The organism is Sodalis sp. RH15 (assembly GCF_047324255.1).
In the GTDB taxonomy this organism is placed as follows: Bacteria; Pseudomonadota; Gammaproteobacteria; order Enterobacterales; family Enterobacteriaceae; genus Acerihabitans; species Acerihabitans ligni.
Genome location: NZ_CP178738.1, coordinates 2,483,495 through 2,505,678 on the forward strand (window position 1 = coordinate 2,483,495; position 22,184 = coordinate 2,505,678).

14 protein-coding genes and 1 pseudogene are annotated in these 22,184 nt (G+C 56.4%); 10 read left to right on the plus strand and 5 right to left on the minus strand.

Translation table 11 applies throughout. The annotated features are described in order from the left end of the window. The first annotated feature begins 273 nt into the window (after nt 1-273). The 3 genes from ACL2XO_RS11580 to ACL2XO_RS11590 all read left to right on the plus strand — a co-directional run bounded on the left by ACL2XO_RS11580 (nt 274) and on the right by ACL2XO_RS11590 (nt 3,928). Complete coding sequence (locus ACL2XO_RS11580; RefSeq protein ID WP_413742750.1) at nt 274-1,782, plus strand: sugar ABC transporter ATP-binding protein; 1,509 nt, start codon at nt 274-276, stop codon at nt 1,780-1,782. Nucleotides 1,783-1,828: 46 nt separating this feature from the next. Beyond that, on the plus strand, nt 1,829-2,866 hold the full coding sequence (locus ACL2XO_RS11585; RefSeq protein ID WP_132922270.1) for an ABC transporter permease: 1,038 nt from the start codon (nt 1,829-1,831) through the stop codon (nt 2,864-2,866). A 66-nt stretch (nt 2,867-2,932) separates the two neighbouring features. Further along, nucleotides 2,933-3,928: a substrate-binding domain-containing protein gene (locus ACL2XO_RS11590; protein WP_132922269.1), complete on the plus strand. Its 996-nt coding sequence runs from the start codon at nt 2,933-2,935 to the stop codon at nt 3,926-3,928. An 88-nt stretch (nt 3,929-4,016) separates the two neighbouring features. Here the strand turns inward: ACL2XO_RS11590 and treC are convergent, their stop codons facing one another. Both treC and treB read right to left on the minus strand, forming a co-directional pair. Further along, on the minus strand, nt 4,017-5,690 hold the full coding sequence (gene treC, locus ACL2XO_RS11595) for an alpha,alpha-phosphotrehalase (RefSeq protein ID WP_413742751.1): 1,674 nt from the start codon (nt 5,688-5,690) through the stop codon (nt 4,017-4,019). Nucleotides 5,691-5,766: 76 nt separating this feature from the next. Further along, entirely contained in the window at nt 5,767-7,185 is a 1,419-nt protein-coding gene (treB, locus tag ACL2XO_RS11600; RefSeq protein WP_413742752.1) for a PTS trehalose transporter subunit IIBC, read from the minus strand. A 232-nt stretch (nt 7,186-7,417) separates the two neighbouring features. Here treB and treR point away from each other — a divergent pair, with 232 nt between their 5' ends. Next, nucleotides 7,418-8,374, plus strand: coding sequence for a trehalose operon repressor TreR (treR, locus tag ACL2XO_RS11605; RefSeq protein ID WP_413742753.1), 957 nt, complete (start codon nt 7,418-7,420; stop codon nt 8,372-8,374). 102 nt (nt 8,375-8,476) lie between these two features. Here the strand turns inward: treR and ACL2XO_RS11610 are convergent, their stop codons facing one another. From ACL2XO_RS11610 to ACL2XO_RS11620, 3 genes are all read right to left on the minus strand, one after another. Next, nucleotides 8,477-9,352, minus strand: a complete 876-nt coding sequence (locus ACL2XO_RS11610) for an EamA family transporter (protein ID WP_413724007.1) — start codon at nt 9,350-9,352, stop codon at nt 8,477-8,479. Nucleotides 9,353-9,684: 332 nt separating this feature from the next. After that, the gene (locus ACL2XO_RS11615) at nt 9,685-9,999 is read right to left on the minus strand and encodes a helix-turn-helix domain-containing protein (protein WP_203521959.1); all 315 of its coding nucleotides are present in this window, start codon (nt 9,997-9,999) and stop codon (nt 9,685-9,687) included. Continuing rightward, nucleotides 9,996-10,337: a toxin gene (locus tag ACL2XO_RS11620; protein ID WP_203521958.1), complete on the minus strand. Its 342-nt coding sequence runs from the start codon at nt 10,335-10,337 to the stop codon at nt 9,996-9,998. The genes ACL2XO_RS11615 and ACL2XO_RS11620 overlap by 4 nt, the downstream gene beginning before the upstream one ends. Nucleotides 10,338-10,782: 445 nt before the next feature. Between ACL2XO_RS11620 and ACL2XO_RS11625 the strand changes: the two genes are divergently transcribed. From ACL2XO_RS11625 to ACL2XO_RS11650, 6 genes and pseudogenes are all read left to right on the plus strand, one after another. Continuing rightward, complete coding sequence (locus tag ACL2XO_RS11625) at nt 10,783-10,977, plus strand: HD domain-containing protein (protein ID WP_413724008.1); 195 nt, start codon at nt 10,783-10,785, stop codon at nt 10,975-10,977. 184 nt (nt 10,978-11,161) lie between these two features. Then, a complete protein-coding gene (locus ACL2XO_RS11630; protein ID WP_132922259.1) occupies nt 11,162-12,424 on the plus strand; it encodes an MFS transporter in 1,263 nt (420 codons plus the stop codon). Between the two features lie 345 nt (nt 12,425-12,769). Next, nucleotides 12,770-12,929: pseudogene (locus tag ACL2XO_RS11635) on the plus strand (Rpn family recombination-promoting nuclease/putative transposase); the annotation flags it as partial. A gap of 162 nt (nt 12,930-13,091) precedes the next feature. After that, nucleotides 13,092-13,505, plus strand: coding sequence for a GNAT family N-acetyltransferase (locus ACL2XO_RS11640; RefSeq protein WP_413742754.1), 414 nt, complete (start codon nt 13,092-13,094; stop codon nt 13,503-13,505). A 641-nt stretch (nt 13,506-14,146) separates the two neighbouring features. Continuing rightward, on the plus strand, nt 14,147-19,135 hold the full coding sequence (locus tag ACL2XO_RS11645; protein ID WP_413742755.1) for a 2-oxoacid:acceptor oxidoreductase family protein: 4,989 nt from the start codon (nt 14,147-14,149) through the stop codon (nt 19,133-19,135). Then, on the plus strand, nt 19,132-21,987 hold the full coding sequence (locus ACL2XO_RS11650) for a sulfide/dihydroorotate dehydrogenase-like FAD/NAD-binding protein (protein WP_413742756.1): 2,856 nt from the start codon (nt 19,132-19,134) through the stop codon (nt 21,985-21,987). Before ACL2XO_RS11645 ends, ACL2XO_RS11650 begins: the two co-directional genes overlap by 4 nt. Nucleotides 21,988-22,184: the final 197 nt, after the last annotated feature.

Consider the following 22,184-nt stretch of genomic DNA (forward strand, 5'->3'; position numbering starts at 1 on the left):
TGTCCTCTCGATGCCATTCGCACAATGGCATAATGCGTGCCGCCCCTGGATGTTCAAATGAACAAATGTAAATCATATGATTTGTTTTTTACCACTCGTTACATAGGGCCATGAAACGTTTTTTAAAAAAATGATGCGATGATCGTGCTATTTTTGCCATTATTTATTTTTTATTTGACTCATGTAACGAATTCTATGCGTAGTTGTAGACGATATAAGACGTAGTCCGTAGTGTGCATTTGTTTCATTGATGTTCATGTGGAGTGTGCGGATATGAGTCAACGTGCGTCGTTAGCTAAAGAGCCGGCTTATCTGTTAGAGGTGACCGGCCTGAAAAAAACGTTTGGTGATGTTGTCGCGCTGAAAAATGCGGAATTTTGCCTTAAGCGCGGTTCCATCCATGCGCTTTGCGGCTGTAACGGTGCCGGGAAGTCAACGTTTCTCAGTCTGTTGATGGGGTTTATCCGACCGGATGCAGGGGATATTTTCATTAACGGCGAGCGCTGTGATTTTTATTCACCGCGCCAGGCCTTGGCCGCCGGCATTACCATCGTGCAGCAGGAACTGAGCGGCGTGCAGGATTTGTCGGTGGCGGAAAATATTTATCTGGGCGCCGAGCCGAGGCGTTTCGGGGTGGTGGATTTCAAGCAGCTGAATCAACGGGCGCAGGCGCTGCTTGATGAGCTGGGTTTTGCCATTTCACCCAAAGCGAAGATGCGTAATCTCAGCGTGGCCGAACAGCAATTGGTGGAAATCGCCAAGGCGCTTTCCCATACCAACGCCGATATCATTATCATGGATGAGCCGACGTCCGCCCTGGGGGAAGAGGATGTGCAGAAACTCTTTCAGGCAATCCATCGGCTGGCTTACCTGGGCAAAGGGATCATTTATGTTTCCCACCGGCTCTCTGAAATATTTCAGATTGCCGATAGCTATACGGTATTTCGCGACGGTAGCTATATTTGCGAAGGCCCCACGGATTCTATCAGCCGCGAGCATTTGATTGAACAAATTATCGGCGGGGAAATTGACGGCGAATTCGCCAAATACAATGAGCCCACCGATGAAGTGATATTTAAGGTCACCGACCTGAACTGGAAGGGGCGGGTTAATAATGTCAGCATGTCGTTAAGGCGTGGGGAAATCTTAGGTATCTATGGCTTGGTGGGTTCAGGGCGCAGTGAGCTGCTGAATTTGATTTTTGGCATTGAGCACGCCGAAAGCGGCAGTATACAAATCGGCGACAAGGTTCTTTTGCGCCATAATCCGGGGAAATCCATCCGCGCCGGTATGGCGTATGTCACTGAAGATCGCAAGGATACCGGGCTGGTGTTAAGCAGCTCGGTTTCCGAGAATATCAATATCTCTTCCCTGCGGGCCATCAGCCGACTGCGGTTTATTGACGAGGGCAAGCTGCGGCGCCGTGCCGATGCGATGATTCGCGCCTTTAATATCCGCACGCCGGGACAGCAGCAAAAGGTCATGAATCTCAGCGGCGGTAATCAGCAGAAAGTGGTATTAGGTCGCTGGGCATTATTGGACCCTGAAATATTGTTGCTGGATGAGCCCACCCGCGGTATTGATGTCGGCGCAAAAAAAGAGATTTATCGTTATATGTCTGAATTTGCGCTCAAGGGAAAAGGCATAGTGATGGTGTCCTCTGAACTTTCTGAAATTATCGGCATGAGCGATAGAATACTTGTTTTCAATAAAGGAAAGGTTGTGGGTGAGCTGGCAAGAAGCGAAGCGACCCAGGCGAAATTAATGTCATTGGCAGTGTAATTTAATTCCTGATTCATATTTTTATAATTTTCTGAGAGAAAACAATATGAGCAGTTATTCATCCTCTACGCTACACCAGGCCCGTGGCGGAAAATTTAAAAAAGCAATGGTTCAATACGGGATTATTTTAGCCTTTATTGCCCTATGCGTTGTTATTGCCGTCGCCGGAGAATGGGCGGTGGCCACCGGACTCTGGACCGAGAACTATTTTCTGTCCCAAGAGAATACGCTGATTGTGTTACGTCAAATCTCCATCAACGGTATTTTAGCCATCGGCATGACGTTTGTCATCATTACCGCCGGCGTCGATCTTTCCGTCGGTTCGGTTCTGGGGCTGGCGGGTATCGTGGCGGCGCGTTTCGCCACCACCAGCAATTCAATGGCCATCGGCGGCAATGATTGGCCGCTGCTGATGCCCATTGCCGTTGCGGTGGGCATCGGCCTGGTCTGCGGCTTTCTCAACGGAATCGTGCTGAGCAAATACCGCCTGCAGCCCTTTATCGTCACCATGGGCATGCTCTCCGCCGCGCGGGGACTTACCCTTCTGACCACCGACGGCAACCCGGTTTCACAACTGCGTGACAATTTCCGCTGGCTGGGCAACGGCTACGTACTGGGTATCCCGGTACCGGTGCTGATCTTTGTCGTACTGTTCGCCATCGCCTGGTTTGTCCTGAACAAAATGACGTTCGGCCGTTATGTCTACGCCGTGGGCGGCAACGAAAAAAGCGCGCGCACCTCCGGTATCAACGTGCTGCGGGTCAAAGTCATCGTATATACCCTGTGCGGCGTTCTGGCGGCCATGGCGGGTATTATCCTGACGGCCCGCACCGGTTCCGCGCAGACCAGCGCGGGCGCCTCTTATGAACTGGACGCCATTGCGGCGGTGGTTATCGGCGGCACCAGCATGGTGGGGGGGATAGGGACCCTGCGGGGCACCCTGTTCGGCGTGCTGATCATCGGCGTGATGAACAACGGACTTGATTTACTCGGGGTGCAATCCTATTACCAGCAAATTATCAAAGGCGCCCTGATTGTATTTGCCGTAATGCTCGATCCATCCCGTAAACAACAGCGTGACTAACGCAGGAATGACTTCCCCTGCAATTTAATACTAATCATAAGACAGCTGCCCTACAAAGGAGATAACATGAAAAAATTCAAAATAGGCTTGCTCGCGGCGACGCTGGCGTTGTCCTTTTCAGCCGCCGTTCAGGCCGCCCCTGTCAGAATTGCCGTGTTGATGTACGGCATGAAAGCCGAATTCGTACAATTAATGGAGAAATCCGGGCGGGAGCATCCCGCGGTTAAGCAGGGCGTGGCCACGCTGACGGTCTTTGACGGCGGCTATGATGCGCTGGTACAGAATAACCAGGCTGAAACGGCGATCCGGACCCGCTACGACGCCATCATCATCGACCCGGTGGATTTCGAGGCCAATGTCGATGTGGTGACCATGGCGAAAAAAGCCGGCATCCCGGTCATCGTCTCCAACTCCCGCCTGAATACCGATTTGGCGCCCGAAGTGGTTTCCGACGACGTCAAGGGCGGTTATCTGGAAGCGAAAGCGGTTTTGAATAAAATGCACTGCCAGGGCAATGTGGTCATTATCGAAGGCCCCATCGGCATATCCGGTCAGATACAGCGCGGTCAGGGTAACGACCAGGCCATTAAGGAGTGCGGCCCGGGCAAAATCACCGTCTTGGAAAGAAAGACCGCCAACTGGTCCCGTGCCGAAGCCATGCCGCTTATGGAAAACTGGCTGCAGAAACACCGCGGCAAAATCAACGGCGTTATTGGCCAGAACGACGAAATGGCGCTGGGAGCCATTGAGGCTATCAAGGGCGCGGGCCTGAATGTGAAGGACTTCGCCATTGCCGGGGTGGACGGCGTTTCCGATGCGCTGCGTCTGGTCAAAACCGGTGATATGATGTCCATCCTCCAGGATGGCAACGCGCAGATGCAGGGCGCCATCGATGTTGCCTTGCGCGCGGTCAAGGGCAAGGATTACAAACCCATGTCCGCCATCTGGGATCAATATAAAGACCAGGTAGCGTGGCAGGACGGCCAGGCAAAAATGTATGAAATCCCTTGGACCGTCGTGACGCCGCAAAACGCGGATAGCCTGCTGAAAATGCGGCAATAGCCGGCAGTCTGATTTTCGCACCGCAAACCGTGGGAAACCGGCAGTGACGGGATGGAGATGTCATGCCGGTTTTCTGTTGGCGGCGGGTTTATTTTGTTTCGTTCAGCAGCCACCAGACCGCTTCATAAGGACGCAGCGCACCGGAGTCCGGCGTCCGGTCAATGTCGCCGTAGTTGCTCAGCAGCAGCGACCATTTCGTCTTGCCGGCGAAGTAGTCCTCTTCCAGCCGCAGATCGTCCGCACCCAGATTGGCCATCACCAGCAGCGTCTGTTCCCCGCTGTGCCGCCGATAGCACCACAAGGCGGGGTGTTCCGGCGCCAGGTCAAGATAATCCCCCCAGGTGATAACCGGGTACCGCTTACGCAGGGCAATCAGCCGCTGATAGGTATGCAAGACCGAATTCCCGTCATTTAACGCACGTTCCACGTTGATTTCCCGGTAGTTCGCCGCCAGATCTATCCAGCTGTCGCCCTCGGTGAAGCCCGCGTTGCGTGAAGCGTCCCACTGCATCGGCGTACGGCCGTTGTCTCGCGATTTTTGCGCCAGGATTGCCAGCAGTTCTCCATCGGTCCTCCCCTGGACGCGCAGCTCAGAGAACATATTCAGACTTTCCAGGTCGCGATATTGCCCGATATCCTCAAAACAGGGGTTGGTCATGGCGATTTCTTCGCCCTGATAAATAAAGGGAGTGCCCTGCATGCCGTGCAGCACCATCGCCAGCATTTTGGCCGAGACCTCCCGCCGTTCGCCGTCGTTCCCCAGCCGCGAAACAATGCGCGGCTGATCGTGGTTACACCAGAACAGCGCATTCCAGGCCTGGCCATGCATGCCCTGTTGCCACTCTTTGAAAAGGCGTTTGAGCAGGATCAGATCGGGCTTTGCCCGGGTCCATTTGGCGCCCGCGGGATAATCCACCTTCAGGTGATGGAAATTGAAGGTCATGGACAGCTCTTTTCCGTCCAGACCGGCGTAGCGCCGGCAATGCTCAAGAGTGGTGGAGGACATTTCCCCCACGGTCATCAGTCCGCCGGGCGTAAACACTTCTTCGCTGAATTCCTGCAATAGCTGATGGATATTCGGACCGTCGGTATAAAAACGCCGGCCGTCCCCTTCATCGTCGTCCGGGAAGCCGGGGTGTTTGGAGACCAGATTAATCACATCCAGCCGCAGCCCCTCGACGCCTTTGTCCGCCCAAAACCGGCACACTTTTTTCAGTTCGGCCCGCAGGCGGGGGTTCTCCCAATTGAGATCCGCCTGCTCTACGGCAAAGGAGTGCAAATAGTATTGCCCGCTGGCGTCATGCAACTGCCAGGCCGAACCGCCGAATTTCGAGCGCCAGTTATTGGGCGGCCCGCCGTTGACGCCGTCGCGCCAGATATAAAAATCGCGATAGGGACTCGCCGGATCTTCCGCCGCCTTGAACCAGGCATGCTCGGTGGATGTATGGTTGAATACCATGTCCATCACGATATGGATATGGCGCCGGCGCGCCTCGGCCACCAGCCGCTCGAAGTCGCCCAGGGTGCCGAACAGCGGATCGATGGCGCAGTAATCGGCAATATCATAGCCGTTGTCCACCTGGGGCGAGACATAGACCGGCGTGAGCCAGACAGCGTCGACCCCCAGCCACTGCAGATAATCCAGCCGCCTGATAATGCCCGGCAAATCGCCGATGCCGTTGCCGGTGCTATCCTGGAAGCTCTTGGGATAGATTTGATAGATGACGCCGTTTTGCCACCAGGGAGTGTCGATATTGTTCATGCCTATTATCCTTAATCCGCGGGACAATGGCGGACCCCGTTGCCGTGAGGTCCGTCAGGCCCGGGCGAAGTCAGTCCTATACCACCGGCAGGGTATTCACATGGGTCTTGTGCCGATAAATGGCCATGGTGAGCGCCAGCGGCACCACAATCACCACCATCATGGCGATGGAGTATATTTGCCAGTACTGCGGCTGGATTGACAGGATACCCGGCAGTCCGCCGACGCCGATGCCGTTGGCCATCACGCCGAACAGTCCGCAGATAAGCCCCCCGCAGGCCGATCCGATCATGGCGCACAGCATGGGGTAGCGATATTTCAGGTTGATACCGTACATGGCCGGTTCCGTCACCCCGAGGAAGGCGGAGATGGCGGCCGGTACCGATATTTCCCGTTCATTGGACTTGCGGCTGATAAGGATGATGCCGAGCACCGACGATCCCTGGGCGATATTGGACAGGGCGATAAGCGGCCAAACCGGCGTACCGCCGAGAGTCTGGATCATCTGCAGATCGATGGCCAGGGTGGTCTGATGGATGCCGGTAATCACCAGCGGCGCGTAGAGGAAACCGAACAGCGCCGCGCCGATGGGGGCAAAGCCGCCGGTCATGAGTCCCTTCACCGCCCAGGCGACGCCGTCGCCAATCATCCGGCCGAACGGGCCGATAATCGCATGGGCCAGGAAAACCGCCAGCAAAAGCGACACCACCGGCACCACCACCAGATAGAGATAATCCGGCACCAGCCGTTTCAACCGGGTTTCGATAAACGCCAACGCCATGCCCGCCAACAGCGACGGCACCACCTGCGCCTGATAACCCACCTTCGCGATGCTGAACAGCCCGAAATTCCACACATCCGGCGTTTGCTGACCGAGCAGATAGGCATTCATCAACTGCGGCGATACCAGGGTAACCCCCAGCACTATGCCCAGGGCGGGCGTTCCGCCCATTTTTTTAACCGTCGACCAGCAGATGCCCACCGGCAGATAAAAGAAAATCGCTTCGCCGATCAGCCAGAGAAAATCGTATATGGCTTGCCAGACCTGCGAGTTTTTAATCAGCGGCTGATGGCCGAACAGCGGTACGTCGCCGATAACGTTGCGAAATCCCAGTATCAAACCGCCGCTTATCAGTACCGGCAGCAGAGGAAAGAATATTTCGGCAAAATGGGAAATGGCCAGCTCATGCCAGCTCATGTTCTGGCGCGCGGCGCGTTTGGCGCTCTCCTTGTCGCTGGCGTTAAGCTGCGCCGCGCTGATGAGCGCCTGGTACCAGTCGCCGACGTCGGTGCCGATCACTACCTGAAACTGACCGGCATTGGTAAAACAGCCTTTTACCATGGGCAGCAGCTCAATTTCTTTCGGTTGCGCCGCCTGCGGATTGTTTAATACGAAACGCAGGCGGGTAATACAGTGGCTGACGGCGGCAATGTTCTCTTTGCCGCCAACCAGCGTTATCAAACGGTCGATATCCTGTGGGTTTATTTTCTTCATTTCGGCGACCTTTATTGTTATGGAATCCCGAGGTATTGGTGAGCAACGGGAAAATAACGCTAATAGCCTTATTGATAAAGTGGGAACGTTCCCATTTTCGACTATGATCACATTAAATCTGCAGGGCAGGGGGCAAAGCCTGCCGAAACACGCCGGGAAGGCACCGGCGGGCCGCTATGGTGTTACACTAGGATAAGCAGCCCATTTTCGGAAGATACTTGGCAGTTAATGAATGGAACCTCTACAGAACCGTCTCACCATCAAGGATATCGCCCGCCTGAGCGGCGTCGGTAAATCCACCGTTTCACGGGTGCTGAATAATGAAAGCAAGGTCAGCCGGCAAACCCGCGAGCGCGTGGAGGCGGTAATACGCGAATACGGTTTTGTGCCGTCAAAATCGGCGCAGGTGATGCGGGGACAAAGCGACAAAATTATCGGCATTATCGTCACCCGCCTCGACTCCCCCTCGGAGAACCAGGCGGTGCGGGCCATTTTGCCGCTGCTGTACGAACAGGGCTACGACTCCATTCTGATGGAAAGCCTGCTCAATCTCGACCGTTTGAGAGAACATTTGCGGGTACTCTTCCAGCGCAACGTCGACGGCGTGATCCTGTTTGGCTTCACCGGGTTGCAAAACGATATGCTCGCACAGTGGCAGGATAAAATGGTGGTGATGGTGCGGGAGTACGCCGGGCTCTCCTCGGTCCGCTATGACGATGCCGGCGCGGTCACCCTGTTGATGCAGCGCCTGCGGCGGCAGGGGCATCGCCATATCGGTTACATCGGCGTGAACGTCAGCGATGAAACCACCGGACGACTGCGCTACGAGGCCTATCTGCGGTCCTGCGGCGACATGCAAATCCCCCCGGCGGCGGCGCTGGGAGACCTGGGCTATCAAAGCGGCTTTCATTTGGCCGGCGAGGTTATCACCGCCGACACCACCGCGCTGATTTGCGCCACCGACACCATCGCCCTTGGAGCGATCAAATATCTGCAACAGCACCGCATCGCGCCGATGCAGATGTGCAGTATCGGCCATACGCCGCTGCTGAGCTTTTTATTCCCCGACACCCTGTCGGTGGATCTCGGCTATTCCAACGCCGGTAAAGCGGCGGCGCGCCAGTTGGTGAGCCTGCTCAACGGCGAGCCGGCGCAGGGCAATATCATCGTGCCCTGCATACTGGATTGACCGTCAACTCAAATAACCGGGTCAACGGATTAACCGCCTAAACCAGGTTAATCGAGCTCATTGAAATGAATGGCTTGCCGGGATCGCGCAACGCAATTTCCGTTAATTCACCAGCGCATCTGTCTTAGGGCGGGCCGTTATCGCGCTGCCTATTCCCGCCGTCACCGACAGGGCAATGGCCAGTATCTGGATAAGCGTCAGGTTTTCCGCCAGCAGGAAAAAGGCCACGACAGCCGCCACCGCCGGCTCCATGCTCACCAGGATGCCGAAGGTCTTGTGGGGTAATCTTTTCAAGGCGGCCATTTCCAGCGTCATGGGCAACGAGCTTGAAATCACCGCCACCAGCAGTCCCACCAGCAGCAGGTAAGGGTGGGAGATAATGGCGCCGGCATCCGTCATACCCACCGGGATCGTTACGGCGGAAGCAAATACCAGTCCGATGGCCACGGTTTGCCCGGAGTGGCGATGGCTTACTTTTTTACCGAAGACAATATAAAGCCCCCAGCCAAAGGCGGCGACCAGGGAATATATCACGCCGGTCAAATCCAGGCCGCTCTGGTTGCCCCGCAGGGGCAATATCATCAACATGCCGCCAACCGCCAGCACGATCCAGACAAAATCGGTTAATTTGCGCGAATAAAGCACCGTTACCGTCAGCGGACCGATAAATTCAATCGCCACCGCCAGGCCGAAGGGAATGGTCTTCAACGCGAGATAAAAGCACAGGTTCATCACTCCCAGCGTCATGCCGTACAGGGCGGTAAATGCCAGCTCCCGGCGGGTCATGGCCGCCTGCCAGGGCCGCCACAACACCAACAGGATAATGGCGGAAAATCCCGTCCGCAGCGCCGAAGTGCCGGCTGCGCCAATCAAGGGAAACAGAAACTCTTTCGCCAGCGACGTCCCGATACCCAATGAAACGATGGAGCCGAGCACCAGCAGAAAGGGGACAAGCCGGTGGGCGAGAGACGATGGCATGGGACTGATCCGTTAAGCATGGGGTTGGGGTGACTTTTTAGCATAAAAAGAGGGGATAATGGAAAGGAAAAAGCAGGGGCAGTGGTTATAGGGGTTCATCCCGGCAGAGAATGATGGACCAGAGCTGGTGGCGTCGCAGGCGAATAGGTTGTTACCCTGGGTCAACAGGATAAACCGGCGCCGGATTTGTGGCGGCCCAGCAGATCATCTGTTCCCCGCGAACTCGAGGATAAAGCGTTTTTGGCTCGTAGCCGACATAGATTTTGCCCCTGTTCCCCGCGAATGCGGGGATAAACTTATACAAGGGCCAGAGGGGGTAGAAAGGTAGGCGATTACAACGCTGCCAATGTATGCAAATTCTCTGGATTATGCGCAATCATTTTAATAAGCAAGACAGCTTGGGCATTTGGTTTTGCTCTGCCTTGTTCCCAATTCTGATAGGTCGTGGTACCGGTGCGTAGATATTGAGCGAAAACTGACTGGGACAAATGAAGCTTATCGCGGATTGCCTTCAGCTCATCGGGGCTCATCGAAGTATGTTTATTGATCGCGACACGATGGGATTTGAGGGTTATTTTGCCGGCGTTCATATCGCTCCACGCCTGCATCCCCTCGATAAGCTCATTAAAAATATCGCGCTTACTCATAGTGTTGCCTCTCGTTTCAGTTTTTCCAGCATCTCCCGCAAGGTTTCTCGCTGCGGCTTGCTAAGATCATCCAATTCATCCTTGTCATAAAGTGTGAAAAGTAAAAAATGGCTTTTCTCTATCCACCAATAATATATCATCCTGATGCCGCCACGTTTTCCCTTGCCGCGCCGAACATCGCCAAAACGCACCTTTCGCAAACCCCCCGTGTGCTGAATAACCACGCCGCATTGTGGATTATTGAGCAGCATTTGCTGAAAAGACCGATACTCATCATCAGCAAGATAAGTTTTGCGCAGCCGTTCGAATGGCGGCAGCTCAATAAAAACAGCATCCATGTGAAAATTGCTCCTAAGCTGAAGATAGAATATCCCTAACTTGGGGATAGTTCAATGTCAACGATAGCATAATCTGAAAAAGCCTTACCCTAACATAGTCGTGGCAGCTCAAACTTTGCTCAGGTGGCATCGTGGCGACATCCCTGGCGCTGAAAATATTTTTTATCACAAATTATTTATTTGTTAATCAAGTAGCGTATATTGATTTTAAGACGCCCGACATTATTTTCAATGTTTAGCATATTCTATTCTTTATAGTATTCACTAGCGACATGACAGCGCTAAGCGTCATTGAAAATACAAAGGCAAAACCAGCTTAAATAATATACTCAACAATAAAAAATTAAGTAGTGTTCAATATACTATTGATTACTTACTATTATGACAATTGTTAAGTATTAGTTATTTTGTTTTCAGTGATATTCGTTATCAGGTGTAAATAAAAATGATTAACAATTCAACACCAGATTATCTTTGTTATTGGGGAAAAGCGCGCAAAAAGGATCAAATCGGGGATGAACCGTATCATCTGCTTGCTTATCATTGCCTGGATGTAGCGGCCTGTGGCAATCTCATGGTGCAAAACCATCTTTTCGGGAGTAAGGCCATGTTGGCGTCATGTTCCTCGCGAATGTGGTGATATTTGATTAGAAGACTATTGGTATCGACAGCATTGGTTGGTATGGTAGCAATACCGGTATGTATGATACGTTGCTGTTAAGCACTTGTGAAAAGTACCGGTGAAAAGGGGTAAATTGCTAACCGGCAGAATGCACAGCGCCGCGTGTCAGGCAAGACCGTAATAATAGATATCAGGATTGGTTATGTCTTCTTCTGCTTCCGCCAGCGCGGATTCGCTGTTGCACCATCGCTCTTTTGTCGCTTTCTGGCTGGCCCGTACCGGTTCCAGCTTTGGTTTTCAGATGCTGTCCATCGTGGTGAGCTGGCAAATATACGCCACCACCGGCCGCGCATTGGATCTGGGGCTGATAGGTATGGCGCAGTTCCTGCCTTCGGTGGCCCTGGCATTGCCCGCCGGCCATATGGCGGACCAGTACGATCGCCGCCGTATCGTGTTGTTCGGCCAAGTCGTCGAGTGGCTCGCCGTGATCATGCTGGCGGCGTTAACCCTGCTGCACTTTGTGGATGAAATCATTATCCTGGGGCTGGTGTTTCTTATGTCGGTGGCCAAGGCCATCGAGGCGCCGGCCCTTCAGTCAATGGTGCCGGCGCTGGTGCCGCCGTCCATGTTGGCGCGCGCCACCGCCGCGACCTCTGTCTCCAGCGAGGCCGCGATGATAGCCGGTCCCGCGCTGGGCGGCCTGCTGTATGTGGCGGGGGCCGGTATGGTCTATCTGGTAACCGGTCTGCTTTATCTGGTGTCGATGGTGATGGTGGGCCTGCTGCGCTATGAACAGTCGCCGCCGCGCCGCGAGCCGGCCAGCTTTTCTACCCTGTTCGCCGGCGTGCGTTTTATCCGCGCCCGCCCCGATGTGCTGGGGGTGATTTCGCTGGATCTGTTTGCCGTGCTGCTGGGGGGCGCCACGGCGCTGATGCCGATCTTCGCCAAGGACATATTGCATACCGGCCCCTGGGGCCTGGGTTTGCTGCGGGGCGCGCCGGCGGTAGGGGCGCTGCTGATGGGTTTCTGGCTGAGCCGCCGTTCCCTGGAGCATCGCGTGGGCATGATTATGTTCGGCGCGGTGGCGGGTTTCGGCATTGCCACCCTGGTGTTTGCGTTATCCACGGTGCTTTGGCTGTCGCTGGTGGCATTGTTCGCCCTCGGCGCGTTTGACATGATAAGCATGGTGATTCGCGGCGCGCTGGTACAGCTGGATACTCCCGACGAGATGCGCGGTCGCGTTAACGCCGTTAATTCAATATTTGTCAATACCTCCAACCAGCTCGGCGAATTCGAATCGGGCATGCTGGCGGCGTGGCTGGGGGCGGTGCCGGCGGCGGCGCTGGGGGGGATCGGCACCCTGCTGGTGGTGGGACTGTGGATGGCCTGGTTCCCCAATCTGCGGCGCCGCCAGCGGCTGGATAACGAGGCGGGCTTTAAAGAGGGCGCGGCGGATACGCTCTAATCCATTGATTATCCAGAATTGCCGGCGGCGGTAGCGGGGCGCAACCCGCTATCGCCGCGCTTCTCTGCGTTGAGTGTTGTCCGTTAAGAAGCTAATCGCTGGGTCTCCACCGAATATTTAACAGTAAAAGAGTGTGATATAAATTAAACGGGAGAAGAATAACCAATCCTGATAATTATTCTTTTCAAATACCGCATGGGTTTCAGTTTATTGTCATAAATCAATTGTGGCTGCCAATATAAAGAAACAAAAGGTCGTATTTCATAGAATTGTGAAATTCCATGAAAATTTATTCTCTATGCTGTTCGCTCCAGATGGCATTTATATTCTGGCTCGTTGTCCATTTCCTTTGGCTCTTTTGTCGAGGACGATCACCCAGTACTCAGATATGCTCTACAGTATGAAAACCTCGGAAGGAGAGGGATATGTCTATTGCCTCATCGAGCACCAGTCCAGCGCGGTCGAGATGATGGCGTTTCTCCTGCTGCGCTACAGCATGGCAGCCAGGGGGGTGATAAATATTTTAGGTACTTTTTTTACACTTTTGCGAGTATTTTAAGGACAAATAATTCGCAAGATTGAAAAAGGCACAGATATGTTAGTCCCTATAAAAGGTCACGGAAAAGAATTTGAAGCTTATCGGACCCTATTTATTTATGAATATGAAATGGATTTGGTACGGAATCACAAGCTCAGCGACTATGACGCCCATGAAAAAGCGGTCAATATCATCGATTCTTCATTTTTGGCTGAGGCCGGAAAAAATAACAATGTCTTATACCGTATCGTAAAAAGCCTTGAGGGTGCCCAGCATAACGTGGGATATATCTGGATTTTGTCTTCTGCGAAGGATAATACCGCATTCATCATGGATTTCTATATCTTGCCAGAGTATCGAAAGCAAAGGCTGGGGACCGAGGCCTTGACGGAACTCTTCTATCAGCTGGCGCAAAACGGTAATACCGCCATTACGTTACGCGTAGATCCGGATAATCTGGCGGCGCGTAATCTCTATAAAAAAGTGGGTTTTGCCGTTACCGGTATCAATATGGCGAGAAAACTAAACAGCGCTGCCTTCTAGTTCGTTTTTTCACGTTCTGAATTTTGCTACCTGCGGCATTCGCCCTGGCCCGCCCCCTTTCCCTCCGACGTTGGAACGGTACGGGCGTGCCCCGCATGCCGTCGAACTCGCTTTCCCCGCTGCCAAAGACCGGCGCCCGCCGGCACAGCCATCTGGGCAAAATCAATCCCGAGTCCTTTGAACGAGCCTCATCGTGAGGACAGGATCTGTCCACGGTTTGGGGGGCAGTTCAGTTGCGATCGGGAAAAGCGTCGCCGCGTGATATAAGGCCGCTTTTTATCGGCAAAAATCGGCTACATTCTCTGGGTATAACCATATAAGAAGAAGGGTTTTTACGCTCTGCCGCCGTATCTGAAAAGCCGTTGCCCGGATGCACGTCCCGGCGGCGCTGTCTCTTTCAGCGGCGGGGAGAGGGACATGAAAGCGTCTGCCGGTCTTCCCTTGGGGTTATAACCCGCGGGGGATAGAGGGGAAACGGGACATTAGTTTCGTATGATGTATTAAGGTCTTGTGAGTGTAGCCGGTAGCCTAAACGTATTTAATGTAACGCAGAGATACGATATCAAAACGTGATGTTTTATAAAGGCGCCGCCGCAGGTTAGCACGGCTTAATATATTACCCACCCTACAGACAAGTCATTATGAAAAACAATAAAGTGAAATATCCAGGCATTCCCAGTGTGATTCATGGCAATGGCGCTGTTGCCTACATCATGAATCACGTTTGTGGCGGCGTTATCGGTTATCCCATAACCCCGTCGACGGAAATTGCAGAGATTTTCGAAGCCGCCCGCGCTGAGGGCGGCGTCAACGTCTGGGGCAAGCATCCGTTTTTCTTCAGCCCGGAAGGGGAGCATTCGGCCCAGAGCGGTGCGCTCGGGGCGGCATTGACCGGCGGGCAATTCATCTCGAACGCCTCGTCAAGCCAAGGCATTCTTTATGCGATGGAATCCCACTACGTCACAGTGGGCAAGAAGGTGGGGGGTTTTGTACTGCAGGTGGCGGCGCGGGTGGTGTCAAAACATTCGTTAAACGTGATGGCCGGCCATGATGATGTCTACGCGCTGCTCCCGTCCGGATACACTATCCTTTTCGGCGCGAATCCCCAGGAAGCGGCGGATCTGGCGGCCATAGCCTACCGGGTCTCTTCACTGTCCCTCATTCCGGTCGCCAACGCCATGGACGGATTTTCCACCAGCCATATGCTGTGCGAAGCGCTGCTGCCGGAGCCGGCGCTGTTGGCGGAATATCTGGGGGACCCGGCCGGGCGCATCAAGGCGCCGACCGCGGCTCAGGAGATGCTCTATGGCGCCAAAGGCCGCGTATTTCAGCTTAAAGCGTACCTCTCCCGTCACCAGGCGGACATTGCCGCCGATGAGCGGACTATGCTGCAAAGCTACCTGGAGCTTCACGGGGAATCCATCGAACAGGATTTGCAAGGCCTCCTGATGGCGCCGACCCTGGACTGGCTGCCCGCTGAGCTGCATGCTCCCTGGCGGCGGCAGTGGCTGAACGCCTTTGAACGGGGTACCCGGCAGCGAGTGCCGGCGTTAATCGACGTCAATAATCCGGGTCTGACAGGCGGGGTGCAGAACCAGCCGGATTTCCAGGCCGGGTCGGCGGATCACCGCACGCATTTCGCCAGCGACGTGCCGGCGCTGGTGCGTCAGGCGATGGCGGAATACGGCGAGTTGACCGGACGCCGCTACCAGCCGGTGCAGACCTTTATGTGTGAAGACGCCGAGGACGTCATGGTGGCGCTGGGATCCGTTACCGATGACATCGAAGCCGTGGTGGCGTATCTGCGTCGCCAGGGACAAAAAGTGGGGCTGGTGGCCGTTAAGCTGCTGCAGCCATTCCCGGAAGCGGAAGTGGTGGCGGCCCTGCGGGGCAAGCGGGCCGTGACGGTGCTGGAACGTTCCGATCAGACGGAACTCACCGTCCGGGTGACCCGTGCTCTGTTCCAGGCACGGGAAAATGCCGATGGGGTGCGCCACGCGGGAATTCCCGCTCTCCAATCCATGCCGACGCTTACCACCGCCATTTTCGGCCTCGGCGGGCACGATTTGCAGCCGCGGCATTTGATTGCCGCCTTCAAGAATATGTCGGACGGGCAGGGTGCGCCTTTGATCTATCTGGGTTCACAGTTCTTTTCCCCGACGCCGTCCCCCTATTTGGATAAACTCCAGGCGCGCCTGAAAGGGGCATATCCTGAAACCGAACGGATGGCGCTTAATACCGGGCCGAACCCGAATTTGTTGCCGGAAGGCGCTTTCCGTATCCGTTTCCACTCGGTGGGGGGTTATGGCACCATCGCCACCGGTAAACTGTTAACCGACATTCTGGCGGGCGCTTTGGACATGCACTCCAAATCGGCGCCGAAATACGGTTCGGAAAAGAGCGGCGCGCCCACCAATTATTACATCACCCTCAGTCCGGAGCCGGTAAAAATCACCAATGCTGAATTGGAAGATGTGGAAATCGTTATTTCGCCGGACCATAAGGTCTTTAGTCATACCAACCCCCTGCGCGGTCTGACGTCCGGGGGCACGTTTATCATGCAATCCAATCTTGCTCCCGAAGAGGTTTGGCGGGAATTGCCGGCTTCGGCCCGCAAGACCCTGCGGGACAAGGCTATCCGTTTTCTGATAATCGATGCGTTTGCCGTCGCAAAAAAACACGCGCCGACGCCGGAACTGGAAACCCGCATGATGGGCATCGCCTTTATCGGCGCGGTAGTGGGGCATGTGGAGCGGGTCTCTGCGGGATCATCCGCCGACGCCATCCTGGCGAAAATCCGCCAGCAAATCGGCAAGAAGTTCGGCGCCAAGGGCGGCGCGGTGGTTGAAGGCAATATGGCGGTAATCCACGACGGCATTGCAGCCACCCAACGCGTCGATTACGCCTCGGCAGAATTTGCCGACGCCGACGGCCAACGGCTGTCGGCGAATCCGTATGGGCTGTCGTTGTCCGCCGATGGGGAACACTCGGCACAAACATCGGTGCTGAACGGTCTTTTCGACCATGACTATTATGAAGAAACCGTCGCGCGTCCCTTCCGGGAAGGCACTATCGGCGAAGCGCCGGTATTGCCCGGCGCCGGGCTGTTTATGCCCGCCGGCACCGCGAGCGCGAAGGATAAAGGACTGTTCCGCCGTTCCGTGCCCGAGTTTCACGCCGAGGCATGCACCGGCTGTATGGAGTGTGCGCTGGTTTGTCCGGATGCGGCGATTCCGAATTCGGTACATGATATCCATGAACTGCTGCTGGAGGGTATCCGCCGCCTCGGCCTGGCCGAAAGCCGGCGCGAGGCCATGGCGGCACATCTTTATCCGCTGGCGGATGCGGTGCGGGAAACCTATCGCCAAAGCAAAACGCCGTGGCCTTTTCATGAAGTCGTCGCCGATGCGGCGGCGGGTCTGGTCATCGACGCGGCGGCCCTGCGAACCGACTTTGCCAAACTGGCCGACGTACTGGCGGCCTATCCCGTGGCGCGGACCCGTCCGTTCTTTGATGCGGCGGAAAAAAACGGTACCGGCGGCGGTCTGTATGCCGCCGTCATCGATCCGTGGAAATGCACCGGTTGCCTTGAATGCATCAGCGTCTGCGGGCCCGGCGCGCTGAGTGAGCGTTCCCAGGATGCGCCGTTGCAGCAGACTCTGCAGGCCCGCTTTGAATTTATGACCACGCTGCCGAAAACGCCGGCGCGTTTTTATGCCGACGCGCTCAAGCCCGATGGCGACATCAAGCGGCTGCTGCTTGATCCGGGCAATTATTACGCCACCACCGGCGGCCACGGCGGGTGCCGCGGCTGCGGCGAGGTAACGGCCATCCGTTTGGTGGTATCCGCCAACCATGCCGTCACCCATAAGCGTCAGCAGGATCACCGGCGGGAGCTGGAAGACCTTATTTCCCGTCTGAACGAAAAACGGAGCGCGCTGCCCGCTACCGAAGAAACCCGGCGCGAGCGCCTGGACGGTCTTATCGGCACGCTGGAAAAAAGGCTGTATCTCTACGAAGGCGGCCCCGGCGGCAATGGCCCGGCGGGGGCCGTTATCGCCAATTCCACCGGATGCAGCAGCGTTTACGCCTCGACCTTCCCGTACAACTGCTATAACGATCCTTGGGTCAACAGCCTGTTCCAGGATGCCCAGCCCCTGGCCAAAGGGATGTTCGAAGGGCTTGCCGCGCAGTCGGTGAACGATATCCGCGCGCTGCGCCTGGCCCGTCTTGAGCTGGCGGATCAATACCTGCCGGAGCAGCACGATGCGGCGCTCCGCTACCTGGACTGGACCGGCTTCACCGCTGACGAACTGGCCCTGCTGCCGACGGTCATGACCATCGGCGGAGACGGCGCCACCTACGATATCGGTTTTGGCGCGCTATCGCGCATTTTAACCAGCGGCACGCCGCTCAAGGTAGTAGTGCTCAATACCGGCGTATATTCCAATACCGGCGGCCAGGCCTCCACGTCCAGCTTTATCGGCCAGGACGCCGACCTGGCCCGTATCGGCAAGGCCCAGGGCGGCAAGCATGAAGCGCGCAAGGAACTGGGATTGATTGCCTCCTTCCATCCGGATGTGTTTGTCTGTTCCAGCACCACCGCGCTGCCGGGGCACTTCCTCAAAAATACGCTGGAGTTCCTCCGCTATACCGGGGGACCGGCGGTGATGGATATCTATACCCCTTGCCAGAGCGAACACGGCATTACCGCCGCCGCCGCCGCCCGGCATGGCCGGCTGGCGGTGGAAAGCCGGATGAACCCGGTGTTTGTGCACGATACGCGCCGCGGCGCTTCACTGCACGAGTGGTTCTCCCTGGAGGGTAATCCCGATACGGACAAGGATTGGGCCGGCACCACCCTGGAATACCTTGATGAAAACGGCGGATTGCAACTGCTCAACATGGCGCTGACGCCGGCGGTCTTCGCCCTGGGGGAAAACCGCTTCAGGAAGCAATTCCATGCTATCGATAATACCGATGGCCGGTCTACGGTGGCGGTGGAGGACTATATCGATCTACCGCCGGATGAACGGGCGCAAAGCATTGCCTTTGTCTATTCCGTTGACGCCAATCGGCATCTGATCAAGCTGGGTGTCTCGCCGTCCCTCATCGAACTGGTGGAGGAGCGGCGTAAGTACTGGCGGATGCTGCAATATCTTGCCGGCCGGCATGCCGGAAAAATGGCGGCTGAACATGATGCCGCCATCAGTGCGCTACAGTCGCAATATGAGGCTTCCCTGCGGCAACGGGACACGGCCATGGACGTCATTGCCCGCGCCATGTCCCGGCTGGCGACGTCCAGCAAGGCGCCGGCGGCGGGCGCCGGTACCATTCCCATCAGTATGGTGGACGATGCTTCATCCCCCGGCGCGTCTCCCGCGGCCGCGGCCGGCGGCGAAGCGCCGGTAACGCTCTCCCCGGAAGATCAGGAGAAATGCACCAATTGCAAAACCTGCTATCAGGATTTGCCCGAGATCTTCGAAAGAACCCTGGTGGCTTTCAACGGTGAAAGCCGGGAAGTCGCCCATATGATCCCCGGCGTGCTGGAACGCATAACCATCACGCCGGAGCTGAAACGCCGTATTGAACGGGTGGCGGCCAACTGCGATGCGGAGATCATACAATGAGCAGCGAAAACACGATTTCATCAACGCAGGAAGGTTCGCCGCAGAGCGTATTGCACCGCTATCTCAAGGCCGGCAGCGCGCTGGAAAATACGCGCGCGCAGCTGGAGGCGCTGAAACAGACGGAGCCGGTGGAGACCTACCACCGGCAAATGGAGCTCCTGGGCCGACGGCTGCAAAACGATCCGCGGGTTTTTCGCGACATGTTCATCGCCGACGGGACCGAGGCGGTGGCCTGGGAGTTCCGGCAGGAGGAACTGGGCGCTGAATTTACCCATGTCTTATGGGAACTGCTGTTGCGGGACGATGACGCCAGCAAGGTGCTGATGCGTTTTATCTGGGATGTTCCCCTGAAGCTCAAACGTAAATTCATTCGCGCCCTTGACCGGCATCTGTCGCAGAGATATCCGGTGTTCCTGGGATTGTCGGATAACTGGCCGGCGGAAAACGCCATTCCGCCCTATATTCGCGACCCGCAGCTGCGCGCGCGGGATTTTGAACTGGTGAATCAGGGTTACCTCGGGTATATGAATGTGGGCTACAGCGCGCGGGAAGTGGAACTGCTGGTCTGGCTCGAAGCGCTGCGCGACAAGCAGTGCGAGGAAAAACCCTGTGAAGTCGGTCTCGCGGAGCCCGGCCGGCCGGAGCCCAAAGGCGGATGCCCGGTAAAAATCCATATTCCGCAAATGCTCAGCCTGCTGGGTACCGGCCGCTTTCGCCAGGCCATGGAGTTGATACAAAGCTGCAATCCCCTGCCCAACGTCACGGGACGGGTCTGCCCGCAGGAGTTGCAGTGCCAGGGGGTATGCACCCACCAAAAGCGGCCGATTGAAATCGGCCAGCTTGAATGGTATCTACCCCAGCGGGATAAGCTGTTCGCCGGCGGCGCCGCCGAGGATTCCCTCCCGCCTTCCGATCCCTGGCTGCAGGCGGTGAAACCCCCTATCGCGGTGGTGGGTTCCGGGCCCGCCGGACTGATAAATGCCTATCTGCTGGCGGCGGAGGGATTTCCGGTGACGGTGTTCGAAGCGTTCCACGCCCTGGGCGGGGTGTTGCGGTATGGCATTCCGGAGTTCCGGCTGCCCAATGAACTGATTAACGATGTGGTGGACAAGATAACGCTGCTGGGGGGCAGATTTGTCACTAATTTTGTGGTGGGTAAAACCGCCACCCTCGAAGATCTGAAGAACGCCGGATTCTGGAAGATTTTCGTCGGCACCGGCGCCGGGCTGCCGCGCTTTATGAACGTGCCCGGCGAGCATCTGCTTAACGTGATGTCGGCCAACGAGTTTCTCACCCGCGTCAACCTGATGCAGGGGGCCCGTGAAGGCTATGAAACGCCGCTGCCGGAAATACGCGGCAAGCGGGTGATGGTTATCGGCGGCGGCAATACCGCTATGGATGCGGCCCGTACCGCTCTGCGCCTGGGGGGCGACGTTACCATCGTCTATCGCCGCACCGAGAGTGAAATGCCGGCGCGGGTGGAAGAGCTGCGGCATGCGCAGGAGGAGGGCATTGTGCTTAAGGTCCTGCGCGCTCCCTGCGAGTTTATCGGCGACGATAAGACCCATTTCGTCCGGCAGGCCATGCTCGATGTCATGGCCCTGGGGGATCCGGATGCCTCCGGCCGCCGCAGCCCGGCGGCCACCGGTGAGAAAGAGCCTATGGCGGTGGACTTGGTGATTATGGCCCTGGGCAACTCCCCCAATCCCATTATCAAAGACGCGGAGCCGGATCTGCATACCACCCGCTGGGGCACCGTCGAGCTTGGCCGGGGCTCGCAGCAAACCTCCCTCGCCGGCGTATATTCCGGGGGCGATGCGTCGCGGGGAGGTTCCACCGCCATCAACGCCGCCGGCGACGGCCAGGCGGCGGCCCGTGAAATTCTCGGCGACATGAACCTGTCCGCCGGGGATATCCGGTCCAGGGTAAGCCTGGCCGGGAGCTACTCCAAGCTGGGCGCCGCCCCGAAAACCATTCTGGAGAAAATTGAACTGGCGGAGGGTATCGTCGAGTTTATCGTCCATGCGCCGCTTATCGCCCGCGCCGCCCGCGCCGGACAATTTGTCCGCGTACTGCCGTGGGCCAACGGCGAACTGATCCCCCTGACCCTGGCCGACTGGGATGCGGAGAAAGGCACCCTCTGCCTGGTGGTGCAGGGGCTGGGCAGCAGCAGTATGGCGATTAACCGGATGCAGGTAGGGGATGCCTTCGCCGGCATCGCCGGTCCTCTCGGCCGGCCCAGCGTCCTGCACGCCTATGGGACCGGCGAAACGGTGGTGTTCACCGCCGGCGGCGTCGGCCTGCCGCCGGTCTATCCCATTATGCGGGAGCATTTACGCGCCGGTAACCATGTCACGCTTATTGCCGGTTTCCGCAATGATTCCCTGCTGTTCTGGACCCGCGGCGACGAACGCATCGGCAAGCTGCAGCAGCGTTATCCGGGATTGCTGGACGTCATCTATACCAGTAACGACGGCAGTTACGGCGTCAAAGGCTTCGTTACCGGCCCCTTGGAAGAGCTGCTTAAAGCCAATCGGCAAGGGAGCGGCAGGGAGATAGCCGAAGTCGTCACCATCGGCCCGCCGCTGATGATGCGTGCGGTGTGCGACTTGACGCGCACGTACGGCGTCAAGACCGTTGCCAGTCTGAACTCCATCATGGTGGATGCCACCGGCATGTGCGGCGCCTGTATGGTGCCGGTCAACATCGATGGCCGGCTGGTGCGCAAACACGCCTGTATCGATGGTCCGGAAATCGACGGACATCTTATCGACTGGGACAAGTTCCTGCCGCGTTTTAATCAATTCAGCGCGCAGGAGCAGGCCAGCAAACGGCGGCACGGCTTCGCGTAATACCAGGGTCCCCCCGGACGGTGTCAAAGCGATGCACGGGGGGACCACCATCCAAAAGTTTTTTGTGCCAACATCCATCCGATATGCCAGTTGTTTTCAGCATTCCAGCCAAATTAACCGCTATTTTGTGTCGAAATATTAACGTTGCTGTAAAATAAAGTTGCGAGGAGTATTATCAAATGCTTCTGTGATGTAAA

Coding starts and splice junctions, on each gene's coding strand:
- ACL2XO_RS11580 (WP_413742750.1), top strand. CDS start 274: ATGAGTCAACGTGCGTCGTTAGCTAAAGAGCCGGCTTATCTGTTAGAG.
- ACL2XO_RS11585 (WP_132922270.1), top strand. CDS start 1,829: ATGAGCAGTTATTCATCCTCTACGCTACACCAGGCCCGTGGCGGAAAA.
- ACL2XO_RS11590 (WP_132922269.1), top strand. CDS start 2,933: ATGAAAAAATTCAAAATAGGCTTGCTCGCGGCGACGCTGGCGTTGTCC.
- treC (WP_413742751.1), bottom strand. CDS start 5,690: ATGAACAATATCGACACTCCCTGGTGGCAAAACGGCGTCATCTATCAA.
- treB (WP_413742752.1), bottom strand. CDS start 7,185: ATGAAGAAAATAAACCCACAGGATATCGACCGTTTGATAACGCTGGTT.
- treR (WP_413742753.1), top strand. CDS start 7,418: ATGGAACCTCTACAGAACCGTCTCACCATCAAGGATATCGCCCGCCTG.
- ACL2XO_RS11610 (WP_413724007.1), bottom strand. CDS start 9,352: ATGCCATCGTCTCTCGCCCACCGGCTTGTCCCCTTTCTGCTGGTGCTC.
- ACL2XO_RS11615 (WP_203521959.1), bottom strand. CDS start 9,999: ATGAGTAAGCGCGATATTTTTAATGAGCTTATCGAGGGGATGCAGGCG.
- ACL2XO_RS11620 (WP_203521958.1), bottom strand. CDS start 10,337: ATGGATGCTGTTTTTATTGAGCTGCCGCCATTCGAACGGCTGCGCAAA.
- ACL2XO_RS11625 (WP_413724008.1), top strand. CDS start 10,783: ATGATTAACAATTCAACACCAGATTATCTTTGTTATTGGGGAAAAGCG.
- ACL2XO_RS11630 (WP_132922259.1), top strand. CDS start 11,162: ATGTCTTCTTCTGCTTCCGCCAGCGCGGATTCGCTGTTGCACCATCGC.
- ACL2XO_RS11640 (WP_413742754.1), top strand. CDS start 13,092: ATGGATTTGGTACGGAATCACAAGCTCAGCGACTATGACGCCCATGAA.
- ACL2XO_RS11645 (WP_413742755.1), top strand. CDS start 14,147: ATGAAAAACAATAAAGTGAAATATCCAGGCATTCCCAGTGTGATTCAT.
- ACL2XO_RS11650 (WP_413742756.1), top strand. CDS start 19,132: ATGAGCAGCGAAAACACGATTTCATCAACGCAGGAAGGTTCGCCGCAG.